This window comes from Streptomyces sp. SAS_272 (assembly GCF_052543235.1).
The window spans coordinates 54,442-70,616 of sequence record NZ_JBMNDR010000022.1 but is presented as its reverse complement, the minus strand read 5'-3'; the positions used below and the strand labels follow the sequence as shown (position 1 = coordinate 70,616).

Annotated in this window: 15 protein-coding genes, 2 tRNA genes and 1 pseudogene; 6 read left to right on the top strand and 12 right to left on the bottom strand. The window is 73.1% G+C overall.

What is annotated here, in order from left to right:
• Nucleotides 1-2 precede the first annotated feature (2 nt).
• From ehuA to ACN6LD_RS15615, 3 genes are all read left to right on the top strand, one after another.
• On the top strand, nucleotides 3-773 hold the full coding sequence (gene ehuA / locus ACN6LD_RS15625) for an ectoine/hydroxyectoine ABC transporter ATP-binding protein EhuA (RefSeq protein ID WP_319192470.1): 771 nt from the start codon (nucleotides 3-5) through the stop codon (nucleotides 771-773).
• A gap of 336 nt (nucleotides 774-1,109) precedes the next feature.
• Complete coding sequence (locus ACN6LD_RS15620; RefSeq protein ID WP_445043484.1) at nucleotides 1,110-1,868, top strand: IclR family transcriptional regulator; 759 nt, start codon at nucleotides 1,110-1,112, stop codon at nucleotides 1,866-1,868.
• Between the two features lie 101 nt (nucleotides 1,869-1,969).
• Nucleotides 1,970-2,043 (top strand) — tRNA-Lys (locus ACN6LD_RS15615).
• On the opposite strand, the pseudogene ACN6LD_RS15610 reads toward ACN6LD_RS15615, so the two are convergent.
• The 5 genes and pseudogenes from ACN6LD_RS15610 to ACN6LD_RS15590 form a co-directional block, all read right to left on the bottom strand.
• Nucleotides 2,009-3,759 (bottom strand): annotated as a pseudogene (locus tag ACN6LD_RS15610) (AMP-binding protein). The gene ACN6LD_RS15615 and the pseudogene ACN6LD_RS15610 overlap by 35 nt on opposite strands.
• Before the next feature lie 54 nt (nucleotides 3,760-3,813).
• Nucleotides 3,814-4,278: a DUF3592 domain-containing protein gene (locus tag ACN6LD_RS15605; protein WP_445043483.1), complete on the bottom strand. Its 465-nt coding sequence runs from the start codon at nucleotides 4,276-4,278 to the stop codon at nucleotides 3,814-3,816.
• Nucleotides 4,279-4,384: 106 nt separating this feature from the next.
• Nucleotides 4,385-4,990 (bottom strand): lytic polysaccharide monooxygenase auxiliary activity family 9 protein, encoded by a 606-nt coding sequence (locus tag ACN6LD_RS15600; protein WP_445043482.1) that lies wholly within the window; start codon nucleotides 4,988-4,990, stop codon nucleotides 4,385-4,387.
• A 124-nt stretch (nucleotides 4,991-5,114) separates the two neighbouring features.
• Entirely contained in the window at nucleotides 5,115-6,221 is a 1,107-nt protein-coding gene (locus ACN6LD_RS15595) for an SPFH domain-containing protein (RefSeq protein WP_319198091.1), read from the bottom strand.
• 160 nt (nucleotides 6,222-6,381) lie between these two features.
• Nucleotides 6,382-7,905, bottom strand: coding sequence for a peptidoglycan-binding protein (locus tag ACN6LD_RS15590; protein ID WP_445043481.1), 1,524 nt, complete (start codon nucleotides 7,903-7,905; stop codon nucleotides 6,382-6,384).
• A gap of 192 nt (nucleotides 7,906-8,097) precedes the next feature.
• Here ACN6LD_RS15590 and ACN6LD_RS15585 point away from each other — a divergent pair.
• Nucleotides 8,098-8,171, top strand: a tRNA-Lys gene (locus ACN6LD_RS15585).
• A 60-nt stretch (nucleotides 8,172-8,231) separates the two neighbouring features.
• On the opposite strand, the gene ACN6LD_RS15580 is transcribed toward ACN6LD_RS15585, so the two are convergent.
• The 7 genes from ACN6LD_RS15580 to ACN6LD_RS15550 all read right to left on the bottom strand — a co-directional run bounded on the left by ACN6LD_RS15580 (nucleotide 8,232) and on the right by ACN6LD_RS15550 (nucleotide 14,507).
• Complete coding sequence (locus ACN6LD_RS15580; RefSeq protein WP_319198049.1) at nucleotides 8,232-8,888, bottom strand: class F sortase; 657 nt, start codon at nucleotides 8,886-8,888, stop codon at nucleotides 8,232-8,234.
• A 3-nt stretch (nucleotides 8,889-8,891) separates the two neighbouring features.
• A complete protein-coding gene (locus ACN6LD_RS15575; RefSeq protein WP_319198048.1) occupies nucleotides 8,892-9,506 on the bottom strand; it encodes a hypothetical protein in 615 nt (204 codons plus the stop codon).
• 136 nt (nucleotides 9,507-9,642) lie between these two features.
• Nucleotides 9,643-10,422 (bottom strand): HAD-IIA family hydrolase, encoded by a 780-nt coding sequence (locus ACN6LD_RS15570; RefSeq protein WP_319168146.1) that lies wholly within the window; start codon nucleotides 10,420-10,422, stop codon nucleotides 9,643-9,645.
• Between the two features lie 124 nt (nucleotides 10,423-10,546).
• A complete protein-coding gene (locus tag ACN6LD_RS15565) occupies nucleotides 10,547-11,410 on the bottom strand; it encodes an LPXTG cell wall anchor domain-containing protein (RefSeq protein ID WP_445043480.1) in 864 nt (287 codons plus the stop codon).
• 250 nt (nucleotides 11,411-11,660) lie between these two features.
• Nucleotides 11,661-12,140 (bottom strand): MarR family winged helix-turn-helix transcriptional regulator, encoded by a 480-nt coding sequence (locus ACN6LD_RS15560; RefSeq protein WP_415925031.1) that lies wholly within the window; start codon nucleotides 12,138-12,140, stop codon nucleotides 11,661-11,663.
• A 332-nt stretch (nucleotides 12,141-12,472) separates the two neighbouring features.
• Nucleotides 12,473-12,892, bottom strand: a complete 420-nt coding sequence (locus ACN6LD_RS15555; protein WP_319197679.1) for a hypothetical protein — start codon at nucleotides 12,890-12,892, stop codon at nucleotides 12,473-12,475.
• Nucleotides 12,893-13,400: 508 nt separating this feature from the next.
• Entirely contained in the window at nucleotides 13,401-14,507 is a 1,107-nt protein-coding gene (locus ACN6LD_RS15550; protein ID WP_319197680.1) for an ROK family transcriptional regulator, read from the bottom strand.
• A gap of 56 nt (nucleotides 14,508-14,563) precedes the next feature.
• Here ACN6LD_RS15550 and ACN6LD_RS15545 point away from each other — a divergent pair, with 56 nt between their 5' ends.
• Together ACN6LD_RS15545 and ACN6LD_RS15540 are read left to right on the top strand one after the other, a co-directional pair.
• Complete coding sequence (locus ACN6LD_RS15545; RefSeq protein WP_445043479.1) at nucleotides 14,564-15,652, top strand: Gfo/Idh/MocA family protein; 1,089 nt, start codon at nucleotides 14,564-14,566, stop codon at nucleotides 15,650-15,652.
• Entirely contained in the window at nucleotides 15,652-16,158 is a 507-nt protein-coding gene (locus ACN6LD_RS15540) for a heme-degrading domain-containing protein (protein WP_445043478.1), read from the top strand. Before ACN6LD_RS15545 ends, ACN6LD_RS15540 begins: the two co-directional genes overlap by 1 nt.
• Nucleotides 16,159-16,175 lie beyond the last annotated feature (17 nt).

Here is a 16,175-nt window from a genome sequence, read left to right as displayed (position 1 = left end):
CGGTGGACGGCAGTGAGCTGATCCGCTTCGACCAGGTCACCAAGCGCTTCGGCGAGAACACCGTCCTCGACCGGCTCGACTTCTCCGTCGACTCCGGCAAGCACGTCACGCTGATCGGCCCGTCGGGCTCCGGCAAGACGACGATCCTGCGGCTGCTGATGACCCTGGCCACGCCCGACGAGGGCACCATCAAGGTCGGCGGCGAGTACCTGACCCACGAGGAACGCGACGGCAGACTTGTCCCGGCCGGCGAGAAGCACGTCCGCGAGGTCCGCAAGAACATCGGGATGGTCTTCCAGCAGTTCAACCTCTTCCCGAACATGAAGGTGCTGCGGAACATCACCGAGGCCCCCGTCACCGTCCTCGGCCTGTCCCGGGACGAGGCGGAACAGCGGGCGCGCGAGCTGCTCGAACTGGTCGGCCTGACCGAGCACATCGACAAGTACCCGAGCCAGCTGTCCGGCGGCCAGCAGCAGCGGGTGGCGATCGCGCGGGCGCTGGCGATGCGGCCGCAGGTCCTGCTGCTGGACGAGGTGACCTCCGCCCTGGACCCGGAGCTGGTGGCCGGCGTCCTGGACGTGCTGCGGGACATCGCCCGGACCACCGACATCACGATGCTCTGCGTGACCCACGAGATGGGCTTCGCCCGGGACATCTCGGACCAGGTGCTGATGTTCGACTCGGGCCGTGTCATCGAGTCGGGCCCGCCGGAGAAGATGTTCAGCGATCCGGAGCAGGAGCGGACCCGGGAGTTCCTCAGCGCCGTCCTGTGACCACTCCTGATGCGAGCCCGGGGCCGGGTGCGTGCGCCCGGCGGCCCGGTGCGTGAGCCGCGAGGCCGGCGGCGGATTCGTGCTCATCGGCGCGCTCCGGGCCTTGTGCGGACCGTCGATCCCGGCGGCGCGAGCCGCAGGGGCGGCCCCGCGCGACCCCGGCCCCCGGTTCATTCCTTCGGCATATGCCGGGGGAACCGTCTGCTGCAGAGGGGGTCGGCAATCCCGCCGACCCCCCTCCCGACAGGCCCGTCGGCGGTTATCGTGGTAGCGGTTCACTGACCGGATTACGGCCCATAGGCAAGCGCAGCCGACACAGCGAGCGCAGGGGGAACCGTGGCGCTGAGACACGAGCCGACCGCGCCGTACCACGCTCTCCAGCACGCCCTGCGCGTCCTGGAGAGCGTGGCGCGGCACCCCACCGGAATCACCGACAGCCGACTCGCCCGCCTGACCGGCCTCAGCCCGGAGCGCCTAACCACGCTCCTGCGGATGCTCCGCCGTGAGGGATACGTCGAGCAACTCGCCGACGGGGTGTACGTGACCGGTGACGCCCTCACCCGCCTCGGCTCCGCCCAGGACCACGACCAGGCCCTGCGCGCGAGGCTCCAGCACACCCTCGACCGGCTGCGCGACTCCGTCGGCGCGGCCGTCTACATCAGCCGGTACGTCGACGGCGAGGTCACCATCACCCAGTACGCGGACGGCCCCGCCACGCCGTCCGTCAACGAGTGGTTCGACTTCCGCCGCTCCGCGCACGCCACCGCGCTCGGCAAGAGCCTGCTCGGCCAGCTCGACCACAACGGCCGGCGCGACCACCTCTCCCGGCACAAGATGGCCCGGCTCACCTCGCGCACCATCACCAGCGACAAGCTGCTGCTCTCCCGCCTGGAGGCGCAGGCGCCCACGGTCCCGGTGCTCGACCTTCAGGAGTACGCGATCGGCACGGTCTGCGCGGCCGTCCCGATCACCGCCGGCTCCACGGCGGGCTGCCTCGCCCTCTCCCTGCCCGTCGCCCACGCCCACCGGCTCCGCCAGGCCGCCGAGACGCTGAACAGGAACGCGGCGCCGGTACTGCTGTCGCTCGCCATCTGAGGCGCGTCCCGGGGGCACCCTCCGCGTGGTCGGAAGCACCCCCGGGGACCGGGTAGTATTTTCTTCGTCGCCGGCCGCCGAAGGCGGAGGGCGAGAGTCATGCGCCGCTAGCTCAGTTGGTTAGAGCAGCTGACTCTTAATCAGCGGGTCCGGGGTTCGAGTCCCTGGCGGCGCACAGAGGAAGGGCCTCTCGTGAACACGAGGGGCCCTTCGGCTTTCCCCGGTCCTCCGCGTTTTCCGCGGCCCCCTCCGCCCACGGCCCGCCCGGCCGTCCCGGACCGGCCGGAGCGGCCTGCGCGGCCTCCCGCTCCGTCAGCCTCCGATAGGCGGCCTCTCCCGGCGGCCGCCACCACACCGGGTCGGCGCAGCGCGGCCCCTCGCGTCGCAGCAGCGCCCGGTGGATCTTGTTCGTCGCGGTGACGGGCATCCGCTCCACCACCCGCACGAACCGGGGCGCCATCTTGGTGCCCAGGTCGGGCTGGGCGAGCAGGAACCCGGCGAAGCCCGTCGGGTCGAAGGTTCCGGCCAGCGTCGCCATCACCTGGTCGCCGGTCACCGGGTCCGGCACCGCGTAGACGGCGACGGCGTCCGCCCCCTCGTACCGGGCGAGGATGTTCTCGATCATCGCGGCGGCCAGGTTCTCGCCGTCGACGCGGAGCCGGTCGTCGGTGCGGCCCGCGAAGTAGAGGAAGCCCTCGCGGTCCCGGTAGAAGAGGTCCCCGGTCCAGTACGCGCCGTCCTCCCGGCGCCGCTCCGCCTCCGCCGCCGGGTTGCGCCAGTAGCCCTCGAACGGGTTCCGACCCCGGTTGACCAGCTCCCCGATCGCCGCGTCGCCGTTCAGCAGCCGCCCCGCCGCGTCGAACACGGCTCGCGGACACTCCTCGCACGTCTGCGGGTCGAGGACGACGAGACCCGCGCCCGCCCGGCCGACCGCCCCCGGTGGAGTGCCGGGCGACCACTGCACCGCCGCCCCGCCCTCCGACGATCCGTACCCCTCCACCAGCCGCACCCCGAACCGCCGCTCGAAGGCGGCCGCGTCCACCGCTCCCGCCTCCGTGCCGAAGCCCAGCCGCAGCATGTGGTCCCTGTCGTCCGGGCCCGGCGCGGTGGCCAGGACGTACTGGATCGCCCGTCCGACATAGGTGAAGTACGTCGCCCGGTGGCGGCGTACGTCCGCCAGGAACCCGGACGCCGAGAAGCGCCGCCGCAGCGCCACCCCGGCGCCGGCCGTCAGTGCGGGGGCCCAGTCGGCGATCACCGCATTGCCGTGGAACATCGGCATGCAGACGTAGTGCACGTCGTCCGGCCCGACGGCGAACTGCCCCGCCAGGGAGCGCCCGGCGGCCGCCAGCCGGCCCTGTGTGCAGATCGCGGCCTTGGGGGCGCCGGTCGAGCCGGAGGTGAAGTAGAGCAGGAACCGGTCGGCGGGCGTGGCGCGGGAGGCGTCCGGGCGGGCGTCGGCGTACGGGGCGAGGAGTGCGTCGTACTCCGGCGTGCCGGTGATCAGCAGGCGGACTCCGGGCAGGTCGAGTCCTCTGAGCAGCGGCAGGTGTGCGTGCTCGGTGATCAGCAGCCGGCACTCGGTGTGCAGGACGTCCCGGGCCAGCTCGGGGCCGCGCCGGGTGGAGTTGATCCCGGCGACCGCCGCCCCGGCGAGGGCCGCCGCCGACAGCCAGAGCGCGAACTCCGGCGTGTTGTCCAGCAGCAGCCCGACGTGCGGCGGCCCGTCCGGCGGCAGCAGGTCGGCCAGCAGGGCCGCCCGGGCGGCGGCGCGGGCGGCGACCTCATGGTGCGTGAGGACGGTGTCCTCGCACCACAGCCCCGGCCTGCGGTCGCCCCAGCGGGCGGCCACGAGTTCGGCGACGGTACCGGTTCCCCTGGTGGACTCCATGGGCGCGCACGGTAGTTGACGTACCGTCAGATGTGGAGGGTCAGGCACGCGCCGTCAGGGGATCAGGCCGTCCGTCTCGGAGAAGACGGTGTGGGCGGCGACCATGGCGACGACGCAGAAGACGATGAACACGGCGAAGAAGGCCAGCAGACAACCCGTGCCCGCAGCGAGCTTGCCCCGGCTCGGCGGGCGGGCCGTGGCCCCTTCGGGGTGCTCGGGCGCGTAGAACACGGTGACGATGTCGCCCTCGATGACGGTGCCCGGACCGCCGCCCTCGTCGAAGCGGAAGGCGCGACCGTCCCTCGTGGTGAACTCGTAGACGTGGTGCAGGGTGGTGCTCACCGAGGTGTCGCCGCTCCCGCCGCTCGTGCTCGTGTAGGTCCGCAGACAGCGTCCCTCGGCCGTGACCCCGCTGTCCCAGGCCGCTCTGACCTGCCGGGTCCGGCCGAGGGTCTTGTACGCGAGGAAGAGCACACCGACGATCATGATGGTCGGCACGATGTAGAAGAACGTTTCCATGAGCTCCCCCGGATGTCCTGGCGCCGGTCGGTCGTGTCGGCGTGCAGGGAACGTACCCGCGCGCGGGCCCGGGGGAGCTCAAGCGATGCTCAGGAAAACCGGCCGCTCAGAATGTGACGTCGGAGCAGGCGTAGAAGGCGTTGGCCGTGTCGGCGATCGTCCACACGGCGACGATCATGTGCCGTCCGCTGAGCCCGGACGGCAGCGTGCCGCTGTGCGAGAGGGTCGACGGGGGCCGCTGACCGCCGTAGGGCACGGTCAGGAACGGCGTGAGGACGAGGTCGGAGCGGGCCAGGCCGTGGTTCTGGTTCCAGCCCTGCCGGGTGACGTAGTACTTGAAGTCGGTCGTGGCGTGCATCGCGGTGAACTGCCAGCGGAAGGTGTAGACATGGCCGCCGCTCACCCGGGTCGCCGGCCACGCCCCGCCCGACGGGGTCCGCGGACCGTCGAGCTGGGCGAAGCGGGTGTTGCCGCCGGAACAGATCCGGCCGTCGGTCGCGCCGGAGCCCGGGAAGCCCTTCGGCCCCTCGACGCTCTGCGGCTCCCACTGGATGTCGCCGCAGCCGGTCACGGAGCCGTTCTGGCAGAGCTTCTGCCGGCTGACGGGGAGGTCGGTGTAGCCGTGCCCGCTCGCACCGCCGGCGGTGAGCACGAAGGCTCCCGCCGTGATGAGCCCGAGCGCGGCGGCGTACCACCTGGTCTTTTTGCGCATGCTGCCGCTCCTGGAGAACGTGGGGAGTTCAGTGAGCCGAGCCGTGCAGGTCTAGACCAAGTTCGAGATTATGGGCGGGCGCGGGACATGTCCATACCCGTCGCGGGTTCTGTTCGACGGGCCGTCAGGGCGACTGCTCCCGGCCCGCGCAGAAAGCCACGGTCAGGTCCTTCACCAGCGCTTTGCGCTCGTAGTCGTCCAGTTCCACCAGTCCGCGCATGGTCAGCCGGGTCACCGTGTCCTCCACCGAGTCGACGACCGAGGTCAGCACGGTGGCCCGGTGCTGGGCGTCCAGCGCGGCGATCCGACGGCGGTGCATCGCGGCGGCGACCTCGGGGGCGTACTCCACCCGGACCGGCTGCACCGAGAACACCTCGAGGCCGACCACCCCCGCGTCCCGCGCGACCAGCCGGGTCAGCGCCTCCCCCGCCGCCTCCACCGAACCCCGGCCCGCGCCCGGCGTCTCCACCGGGATGCGGGCCAGGGCCGCCTCGACGCACTCGCGCAGATACGTCTCGTGGTCCTCCACGCCCAGTGTGGCCCGCGCGGTGTCCCGCACCCGCCACACCACCAGGGCCACCACCCGCAGCGCGACCCCGCTCCCGTCGGCGGCGAACATCGGCTCGCTGCGCCAGTGCCGCAGCCGCACGTCCACCCGGCGGCGCAGCAGCAGCGGGTTCACCCACAGCAGCCCGGTGCGCCGCACCGTGCCCCGGTAGCGGCCGAACAGGCCGAGCACCCAGGCCCGCCCGGTCCGTCCACGGGCGAGACCGCCGAACCCGAACAGCGCCAGCGCGCCCCCGCCCGCGTACGCCGCCCACTGCGCCGGACCGAGGCCCGCGCCCGCGACCTGCGGCAGCCGCAGCGCCGCCACCGCGAGCGGCGGCAGGACCCCGGCCCACCACGAGGCGGCCACACAGCCCGCCGCCCCGCAGACGCCGGCGAGCACTCCCGCGGCGCCGGGCAGCACCCTCGCCGGCCGCTCCGCCAGCTCGGGGTCCGGCTGCGGTGCGGGGCGCGGCTGCACGGGCATCGGCCTGCGCAGCCTCGGCTGCTCCCCGGTACCCGCCCGGCTGCCCACCACGGCGGGTCCGAGCGGCACCGGCCGCGGCTCGGGCTCGTCGCGGAACAGCAGGTGGACGGGGATCTCGGTGGTCGCCTCGTTCTGGATGAGCCGTGCGGGCCTCGACGGTCCCTCGGACTCGGGTGTGGGAGAAGTGGTCGTGTGCATTGCGTGCCTCCAGCCTCCGCGCCAGATACGCCATGACAGTGGGGGGAACGGTGTGCGGGGAACGGTGTGGGTGAGGGGGAAACGGTGCGGGCGGGGACCGTGCGGGCGGGACTGCCCGAGCGGGGATCGCCCGGGCGGCGCCGCGGGTGCGGCGGCGGCTCTACGAGAAGAGCCGCCGCCAGGTCTCGGGGCCCGGGTAGCCGTCGGCCGCGCCGCCGCGCCAGCCCTGGGCGCGCTGGAAGGCCTCGACCGCTCGCCGGTCCGCCTCGCCCCAGCGCGGTCCCGGACCCTTCGCGTAGTGCCTGCCGAATCCCTTCTTCACCAACTGCCGCCCCAGCTGCGTGACGTACGCGCTCTGCGCGCCGGGCCGGAACACACCCCGGCCCGGGTAGGCGGGGCCCCGCGGCCCCGCGGGGGCGGGAGCAGCGGGCGGCCCCGCCGCGCCCCATCCCGACCCTGACCCGGCCCCCGGCCCGCCGCCCGGCCCGCCGCCTGCCTCCGGGTTCGTGCCGGCGCCCGCGCCGGCCTCCGCCGCGGGGGGCCTGGCGGACCCGGGGACCTGCGGGACCTGCGCCGTCTGCGGCCCCGCGATGTCCCTGCCCCGGCCGGCGACCAGCAACGCCCAGGTCCGCGGGCCGGGCAGGCCGTCGGCGTCGGGGCCGCGCCAGCCCTGGGCGCGCTGGAAGGCCTGGGTGGCCCTGCCGTCGGCCGCCGACCAGCGCGGGCCCGGCCCCGAGGCGTAGAAGCGCTCGGCGCCGCGCTCGACGAGGAGCCGGCCGAGCAGGGTGACGTACCTGTTGTCGGCGCCGGGTCCGAACGCCGCCCGTCCCGGGAACGCCGGCAGCGCGGCCTGCTGCCCGCCGGGCTTGTCGCCGTCCGCGTTCGCGTTCGCATCCGCGTTCGCACCCGTGCCGCCGAACTGCTCCGCGGTGGTCTGCTCGGCCGGCCCAAGGCCCTTGTAGCGGTAGGGGACGTAGCGGTCGGAATTGCTCCAGTAGGCGTAGGGAGTCGCCTGGCGGCGCGTGGTCGGACGGGTCTGCTCGTAGACGACGTAGTAGCCGTGCGTGTAGTCCGTCCAGCCGCCGAAAAGGACGACGTGCGAGCCTTTCTCGGGGTCGGACGGATTGTGGAACAGCAGAATGTCGCCGGGCCGGAGTTCCTCCTTGGAAATCCTCGTCCCGAACTGGTGGAGACTGCCCGTCCACTCGTTCCGGGGCAGGTTCCAGGCCATGGAGACGAAGCCGGAGCAGTCCTGCCGGTATCCGTCCCACCAGTAGGCGCTCATGCTGTACGGCACCTGCGCCGAAACCCACTCCTTGGCCCGTCCGATGATGTCGGCCCGGGTCGTCGCAGGCGTCATGACCGGTCCGGCCACCCCGCCCGGACGGGCCGACTGCCCGGCGGGACCGTGCAGCGGGGCCCTCACTCCCTGCGGAGTCTTGGGCTCGTCACCTGCGGGAACGCCGAAACGGTCGGGGGCGTGCGGAGCGGCGGCGGCGGGCGCCGCGTGCGCCGCACCGAGCGCCGCGGCCGTCGCGGCGGCCACGACCAGAGCGCGGTGAGCGGGCGGGAAGCCGCTGGACGGGCCGGTCGGGGTATTGCGCGCCGCCCGTCGGCGGGCCGCACATCCGGGGCAGTCGCAGTCGCTCTCGGGATCGAATTCCTCGAATACCGGAGGCTCCATGCGATTCCCCTCACACCTCAGCTGGAAATGTCCGCGACTGCTCACGTTCGCCAGTTTCTCAACCGTCTTGTCGACGCGCATGCTGACGGTCCGAATGATGTAAGCGGCGCTCTCCCGGCCCGGCGTCCCCGGAGCCCCCCGGACGGTCGGAAGCACCCTCCGGGGTCCTGTAGAGTTACGGAGTCAGTGCAAGCGCCGCTAGCTCAGTTGGTTAGAGCAGCTGACTCTTAATCAGCGGGTCCGGGGTTCGAGTCCCTGGCGGCGCACAGACGACGAAGGCCCCTCGCGAGAGCGAGGGGCCTTCGTTCGTTCGCGTCCCCGTCGCCTCAGGCGCTCGTGCCCGTCAGGTAGGCCGACACGATCACGTTCGCCGTGTAGCTGTGGCGGGCCCGGTCGAAGACGCCGCCGCAGGTGATGAGACGCAGTTCGGCGCGGCCCGGCCGGCGGACGCCGTAGGCGAGCCGGGCGTCGAAGCGGTCACGCCGGACGACCTCGACGTCGTCGACGGTGAACTCGGCGACCTTCCCGTCGTCCCGGACCACGCGGACCGTCTCGCCGCCCCTGAGCGTGCTCAGCTTGTAGAAGACGGCGGGCCGGGTCTCCGTGTCGACGTGCCCCACCAGCAGGGCGGCGCCCCGCGCACCGGGCTTCGCGCCCCCGGCGTACCAGCCGACGACGCCCGCCTGGTCGAAGGGCGGCGGGTCGACGGCCCCGTCCCCGTCGAGGCCGCGGGCGACGACCGGAGCCTGCACGCCCAGCTCGGGTATGTCGACGCGTCGCGGCAGCGCCTGCCCCAACGGCTCGACGGCGGGCGGGAGCACGACCGGCGGGCGGCCCACCGCGGACATGTCGCCGGTGGCCGGCAAGGGTGCCCCGTGCCGCACCTCGGTCACCTCGCGCCCCCACAGCCACAGTCCGAGCAGCAGCACCGCCCAGGCCAGGCCGGCCAGAAGGCGGCCGGAAGCGCGCTCACGGTCGGACACGGCTCAGTCCGTCCGGCGTCTTCGCCGCACACCGCGGAAGACGACGGCGGCCGCGGCGACGCCCGCCAGCACCAGACCGATGACCGCCTGCACCGCGCCCGGGCCCTCCACCCGCGCCTCCTCCACGGAGGCGAGCGGAGCCGTGCCGCCGCCGCCCGCGCGGACCGGGGCGACGGGAGAGGCGGCGACCGTCGGGACGTCCTGCGCCGGGGAATCCGACGACTCCCGCGGCCGCGACGGCTCGGCGGGCGACGGGGCCACGACGCTGATCCGGCCCTTGACCGTGAAGTCGACGCAGGTGATACGGACGTCGTAGGCGCCGGCCGCGACCGAGGAGCGGACCCGGGTGTCGCCGACGAGGGAGCCGCCCGAACCGCTGAGCCGTGCGTCCGAGACGAAGGCGTCCGAGGTCGCGGTGGCCGTGCGGCCGCCGCAACCCGTGACCTTCAGCGTGATCTCGGCGCCGGGCCCGGGCCTGGACGGCGTGACCGAGACGCTGCCGCCGTCGCCCGCGGCGCGGGCCGCGGGGGCGTACGCCATGGGGACGAGCACCGCGGGGACGAGCGCCGCGACGGCGGCCGCGACGCCCGAACAGAGCGTGACCTTGAGTGAACTCATCGTGAACCTCCAGCTCCCTGGAGAGTCCCCCGCCGGGCCGTCCGGCGCATCCCCTGGCGGGGTTTCACTGCTCCGTACGGGTGGCACGCACTACGCGGCGGGTTTCAGACCCGGTCGACGAGGTCCGCGGCGGGTTTCAGATCCGGTCGACGAGGTCCGCGATCGAGTCCACGATCTTCGACGGCCGGTACGGGAAGTCCTCGACCTGCTCCGGCCTGGTCAGACCGGTGAGCACCAGGAACGTCTGCATGCCGGCCTCCATGCCCGCCAGGACGTCGGTGTCCATGCGGTCGCCGATCATCGCGCTGGTCTCGGAGTGGGCGCCGATGGCGTTCAGTCCGGTGCGCATCATCAGCGGGTTCGGCTTGCCCGCGAAGTACGGGTTCTTGCCGGTCGCCTTGGTGATCAGCGCGGCGACGGCCCCGGTGGCGGGCAGCGCGCCCTCGGCGGAGGGGCCCGTCTCGTCCGGGTTGGTGCAGATGAAACGCGCGCCGTCGTTGATGAGGCGGACCGCCTTCGTCATCGCCTCGAAGGAGTAGGTGCGGGTCTCGCCGAGCACGACGTAGTCGGGCTCGTGGTCGGTGAGGACGTAACCGATGTCGTGCAGCGCGGTGGTCAGACCCGCCTCGCCGATGACGTACGCCGTGCCCTCGGGCCGCTGGTCGCCGAGGAACTGGGCGGTGGCCAGCGCGGAGGTCCAGATGTTGTCGATCGGCACGTCGAGACCCATCCGCCGCAGCCGGGCGTGCAGGTCGCGCGGGGTGTAGATCGAGTTGTTGGTCAGGACGAGGAAGGGCTTGCCGGACTCCCGCAGCTTCTTCAGGAAGGCGTCGGCGCCGGGGATCGGCACGCCCTCGTGGATGAGCACACCGTCCATGTCGGTGAGCCACGACTCGATGGGCTTGCGGTCTGCCATGTGCGGGATCTCCCTGCCGTGCGCGAGGACGCAAGTGCTGCGTGCGCCCCAGCCTAATCACAGGGCCGATCTTGGGGAATGGCCGCTTCCGGGCCGTCCACCTGCTGGGACGCGCCCCTCGAGGTCAGCGTCGTCGGCGGGCCAGCAGCAGGGCCGCGCCGGCGAGCAGGAAGCCGCCGCCGACGACGCCGAGCGCGGTGGGCGAGGACAGTCCGGTGCGAGCCAGCTCCGCGGCCTCGTCGGCGAGGGAGAGCGCGCCGGGGTCGGCGGCGGAGGGGTGCGGGGAGGGCGTGGCGGGGGACGCGGAATGCGGGGCGGCCGAACCGGAGCCCGCCTCGGCTTTCCCGGCCTGCTGTTCGGTGCCGCGCTCGGGGTCGGGGGCGGGGTCGGGTTCGGAGTCGGGTTCCGCTTCGGGCGGGGCGCCGGGCGCGGTCCCTACGGCGAAGCGGTAGTCGTTCGACTGCCCTACCCAGTCGCCGTCGTCGCCGTGCCGCTGGACGACGGCCGCGTTGGCGGTGACCACGTTCGGGGCGGTGTCCGGGGCGAGGGCCAGCCGCAGCTTCACCGTGAGGGTCCGGCCGGGGCCCACACGGAACCCGGCGAAGCCGCCGGCCCCGTGCTCGTCGGCGATGACGCCGACCAGTTCGTCGTCGTCGGTGGGCTCGAAGCGGACCGGGTGGGCCCGTCCGTCGGCGTAGAACTCCAGTCGCGGCTGATCCGGTTTCAGCTGGTGTCCGGCGTCGACCAGGACGACGACCGGATGGACGCCGTCACAGGTGCGGCGGGTGGTGTTGGTGAGGTCGAGATACCAGGCGCCGAAACCACCGCCGGGCCGGTACGAGTCGGGACCGCCGTGCAGACGGGTGGTGAGCGGGAAGCCGTCGGCGCCGGAGCCGACGCAACCCGGTCCGGCTTCCGCGTACGCGGGCACGGGGAGGAGGGCGGCGGCCGCGGCGAGACAGAGGGAGACAGGCGGGCACAGTCGCATGAACACGTGAGCCTGCACGATGATCCGACCGGACCACCCCCGCCACACCGCGGGACACCGCGCATCCCCCTCGTTCGGCGGAGGCGGGCGGGGTGGCGGAGACAGCCGGGGTGTTCCGACGGTCGAGGAGCCTGGCTCCGTTCAGCACGGGCCTTCGTGCAACCGAGTGCGCTGCACGTCTGTCCACTTCGCGAGTTCGCCGGAACCGATGTGCACTTCAGGCCGGAACCGGGGTGCAGGCCGAGGGGAGTCACTCAGGCTCGTCCCGTGGCAGCGCGCGGCTGTTGAGCGCGTCGGCGACGGCGTAGGCGATATGGAAGAAGGACTCCCTCTGCTGGGCCGAGAGGTCCCGCGCGGAGGTCTCCTCCAAGGCCTGCCACATGGCTGACAGGGGCTCGCGCATCGCCCGGCCCTTGTCGGTGAGGTGGACCACCATGACGCGCCGGTCATGTGCGGCCGGCTCACGGCTGAGCAGGCCGGCGTCCTGCATGCGGCGAAGGGACTTGGAGACGGTGGAGTGGTCCAGGCCGACGCTTTCGAGCAGCTCGGACTGGGTCTGGCCGTCCCGGTCCAGGAGTTGCATCAGCAGCATTTCCTGTCCGAGATGCAGATCCATCTCGCGGAGCATGGCGGCGGCGTAGGTGCGGTGGGCGCGTGAGAGTTGGAAGATCGCATAGCTCATCGGTCCTGCGCCGGCCGTCGTGGGGATGCGGGGTTCGGGTGTGGGCACGGTTCGGTTCCTCAGACGGTGTGGTGGGGTGGTCGGTGCAGTCGGCCGATCCGCCGTCGCAGAAGGCCGCCGGGTCGGGGGTGGTGAACGGCGCGCCGGCGCGGAGCCGCTCGACCGGGTCCGGGTCGGCGGGCGGGAGGGCGCCGACGGAGACGAGGCCGGCCGTGCCGTGGTCGCACGGCTTGCGCCGGCCGTGCCGTGGTCGCACGGCTTGCGCCGGCCGCGGATTCGCCGGGAACGACGCGACGACGTCCGCGAAGCCTTCCTCGGCCTCGCCACCTGCCTGATCACCCACCGCCACGTCCGACGCCCAGCTCCGTGAGACGTCTTCGTCAGGACCTCTTGAGCCAGCGTTGCAGCGCCTCGGGCACGTTCGTCGGATGTGAGCTGAAGCTCAACCGGATGTCGGGCTGGAGGTCGATGAGCACGTTGACGATCCGTTCGAACAGGACGGTGTACTCCGGGACATTCTTGATGCCGCCGCCGACGAGCACCACCCCGAACGAGCGCCCGTCGAACAGTCGGCGCAGCTCGGCCTCCGCCTCGTCGGGGTCCAGGCTGACATAGCCCGCCTCGCCGTCGATGCCTGTGGCCTGGAGCGCAGCCCAGCTGCGCTGCCTCATGGCGACCAGTTCCTCGAGCGTCGCGACACCCGGCGGAAAATCGTCCGGCGAAAGCGCGTCAGGGGTGATGCCGAGGGTCAGCACGCGCTGATTGATCGGAGGCTTCACCTGAGAGTTCTTGTGGGACATGGGGTCGCTCCTCCAAGGCAGTACGGCCCCCTCCGAAGGCACACCCATGGGGTCTCCTCGGTTCCGCGGGGGAAGGTTCGAGAGAAAGTGTGGCTAGCCACGGAACTAACGTAACAGCAATCACGTGGCTAGCCAAGTATTTGCATATGCAGAGGTGGAGGTGGTCGCCTCTGCGGTACGCGCCCACCTCGGCGGTCGCCGCGTTCATTTACATGGTCGGCCACGCAAATGGTCGGCGCACCCCCGAAGCGAGCCGTCGCGCCCTTGCGGCCTCGGCGGCCGAGGGTCGTCGGCCCCTGTCCTTGCCTGGGCGATCGTCCCAAGTCGGAGTGCCCGAGCACCCCGCATTCCTCCTCGCTCGAGGACTCGGCGACGCCGGCGCGTCGGGAGCAGGGATCTTCGGGCTCACCGGCTCACCGGCTCACCCGGCTCCCGGCTCACCCGTCCGGCACACCTGTCCGGCACACCCGGAGTTCCCGGGCGTGCCCGGCGCACCCGGGAACTCCGGTCAGCCGGCCTCGCGGCCGAACACGGGGGCCAGGAGGAGCTGGGCGGCGCCCTCCGCCACATTGCGCGGGCCGCCGGGGGCGAGCCGCACCGGCACGGCGTTCTGCGGGGCGCCCTCGCGGCGGGCGTGGGTGTCGAGGACGGCGGCCACACCGCGCAGGAAGGGCTCGGGGTCGGCCGCGACGGTCCGGCCGCCCAGCAGGACGGCGTCGATGTCGAGCAGTCCCGCCAGGTTCGCGGCGGCGACCCCCAGCACACGCGCCGCCTCGCCGACGTCCCCCCGGGCGAGGGCGGCCAGGCACAGCGCCTCGACGCACCCCCGGTTGCCGCACGGGCACGGCGGTCCGTCCAACTGGACGACCTGGTGCCCGAACTCCCCCGCGCCGGTGCGCGCACCCCGGTGCACGGTCCCGCCGATCACCAGACCCGCGCCGAGGCCGGTGCCCAGGTGCAGGCAGGCGAAGGTGCCGCGCTCCCCGCCGACGGCGAGACCGAGCGCGACGGCGTTGGTGTCCTTGTCGACGACGACCGGCGCCCCCAGCCGCGTCGCCAGCGCGTCCCGCAGCGGGAAGCCGTCCCACTCGGGGAAACCGGTGATCCGGTGCAGGACCCCGTGGGTGTGGTCTAGCGGACCGGGCAGCGCCACGCCGACGCCGAAGAGGGTGCCGCCCGCGGCCCGGCCCAGCGGTCCGGCCTCCCGGACGACCGCCCCCAGCACCGCCTCCGCGCCCGCGCCCAGGTCCAGCGGCACCCGCCGCTCGCCCACCACGGTCCCGTCGAGATCGACCAGCACCGCTCTCAGCTCGTCCCGGTCGAGGTGGACGCCGACGGCGTGGCCGGCGCCGGGGACCAGCCGAAGGACCGTGCGCGGCTTGCCGCCGGTCGACGCGCGCCGGCCCGCCTCCGCCGCCAGCCCCTCCTCCCGCAGCCGAGCGGTGATCTTGCTGACGGCCTGCGGGGTGAGGCCGGTCCGCTCGGCGAGCTCGAGTCTGCTGATGCCGTCCGGACCGGCCGTGCGCAGCAGGTCGAGCACGAGCGCGGTGTTGTGGCTGCGCAGACCCGGCAGGTTCACACCGGTCGGGCGGCCGCCGCCGTTCGTCCTGTTCACGCCGCCATTCTCCTCCCTGCTTGCACTTTGGCAACAGTGTTGCGAAAGTAGGGCCCATGACTGGACGCAAGACAGGCGAGACTCCTCTCCGCGTGGGCCTGATCGGCTACGGCCTCGCGGGCTCCGTCTTCCACGCCCCGCTGATCGCCGCCACCGAGGGCCTTGTGCTCGACACGGTGGTCACCTCGAACCCGGAGCGGCAGGAGCAGGCCCGCGCCGAGTTCCCGGACGTGCGCCTCGTCGCCGGCCCCGACGACCTCCTCGCCCGGGCCGGCGAGCTGGACCTGGTGGTCGTCGCGTCCCCGAACAAGACGCACGTGCCGCTCGCCACCGCCGCCCTCGAGGCCGGTCTGCCGGTCGTCGTCGACAAGCCGGTCGCGGGCACGGCGGCCGAGGCCCGTGCGCTGGCCGCCCTCGCCGAAGAGCGCGGGCTGCTCCTCTCCGTCTTCCAGAACCGTCGCTGGGACAACGACTTCCTGACCCTGCGCAAGCTGCTGGACGAGGGCGCACTGGGCGACGTCCAGCGCTTCGAGTCGCGGTTCGAGCGGTGGCGGCCGCTGCCGAAGGGCGGCTGGCGGGAGTCCGGCGACCCGGCAGAGATCGGAGGTCTGCTCTACGACCTCGGCAGCCATGTCGTCGACCAGGCACTGGTGCTCTTCGGCCCGGCGGTCCTCGTGTACGCCGAGGCGGACGTCCGCCGGCCGGGCGCGGAGACCGACGACGACACGTTCATCGCGCTCACCCACGCGAACGGTGTCCGCTCCCACCTCCACGTCTCCGCCACGACCGCCCAACTCGGCCCGCGCTTCCGGGTGCTGGGCTCGCAGGCGGGATACGTGAAGTACGGCCTGGACCCGCAGGAAGCCGCGCTGCGCGAGGGCCTGCGGCCCGACGGCTCGGCCGGCTGGGGCACGGAACCGGAGGAGCTGTGGGGCCGGGTCGGCGCCGGGGAGTCCCCGCTGACCGGCGGCGGACGCCCCGAACGGACCCTCCCCGGCGACTACCCGGCCTACTACGCTGGGGTGACCAAGGCACTGCTCGACGGCGGCCCGGGCCCGGTGACCGCCGTCGAGGCGGCCGCCGCCCTCGACGTCCTGGAGGCGGCCCGCCGTTCGGCACGAGACAAGGTGGCGGTGACGCTGTAATGGGCACCCACGAGATCACCCCGAAGTTCACTCCGGAGATCACCCCGACCCTGGAGGAACTGCAGACCCAGGAACGCCGGCTGGTCTTCCGCCAGTTCACCCACGACGACGCGTGGGCGCTCGGCTCGCTGCTGGTGGAGCTGGCCCGCGAGCGCCAGGCGCCGGTGGCCGTCGACATCCACCGGGCCGGCCAGCAGCTCTTCCACGCCGCCCTGCCCGGCTCGACCCCCGACAACGACGCCTGGATCGCCCGCAAGCGCCGGGTGGTGGAACGCTTCGGCGCCTCGTCGTACCTGGTCGGCACCCGCTTCCGCGCCAGGGGGACGACCTTCGAGGAATCCTCCCGCCTCGACCCGGACGCCTACGCGGCCCACGGCGGCTCCTTCCCGATCAACGTCGAGGGCGTGGGCGTCGTCGGCGCGGTGACGGTCTCGGGCCTCCCCCAACTCGAGGACCACCGCTTCGTGGTGGCAGCCCTGGAACAGTTCCTGGAGAAATACCTGTAGCCGGCCGCGGGGAGGGG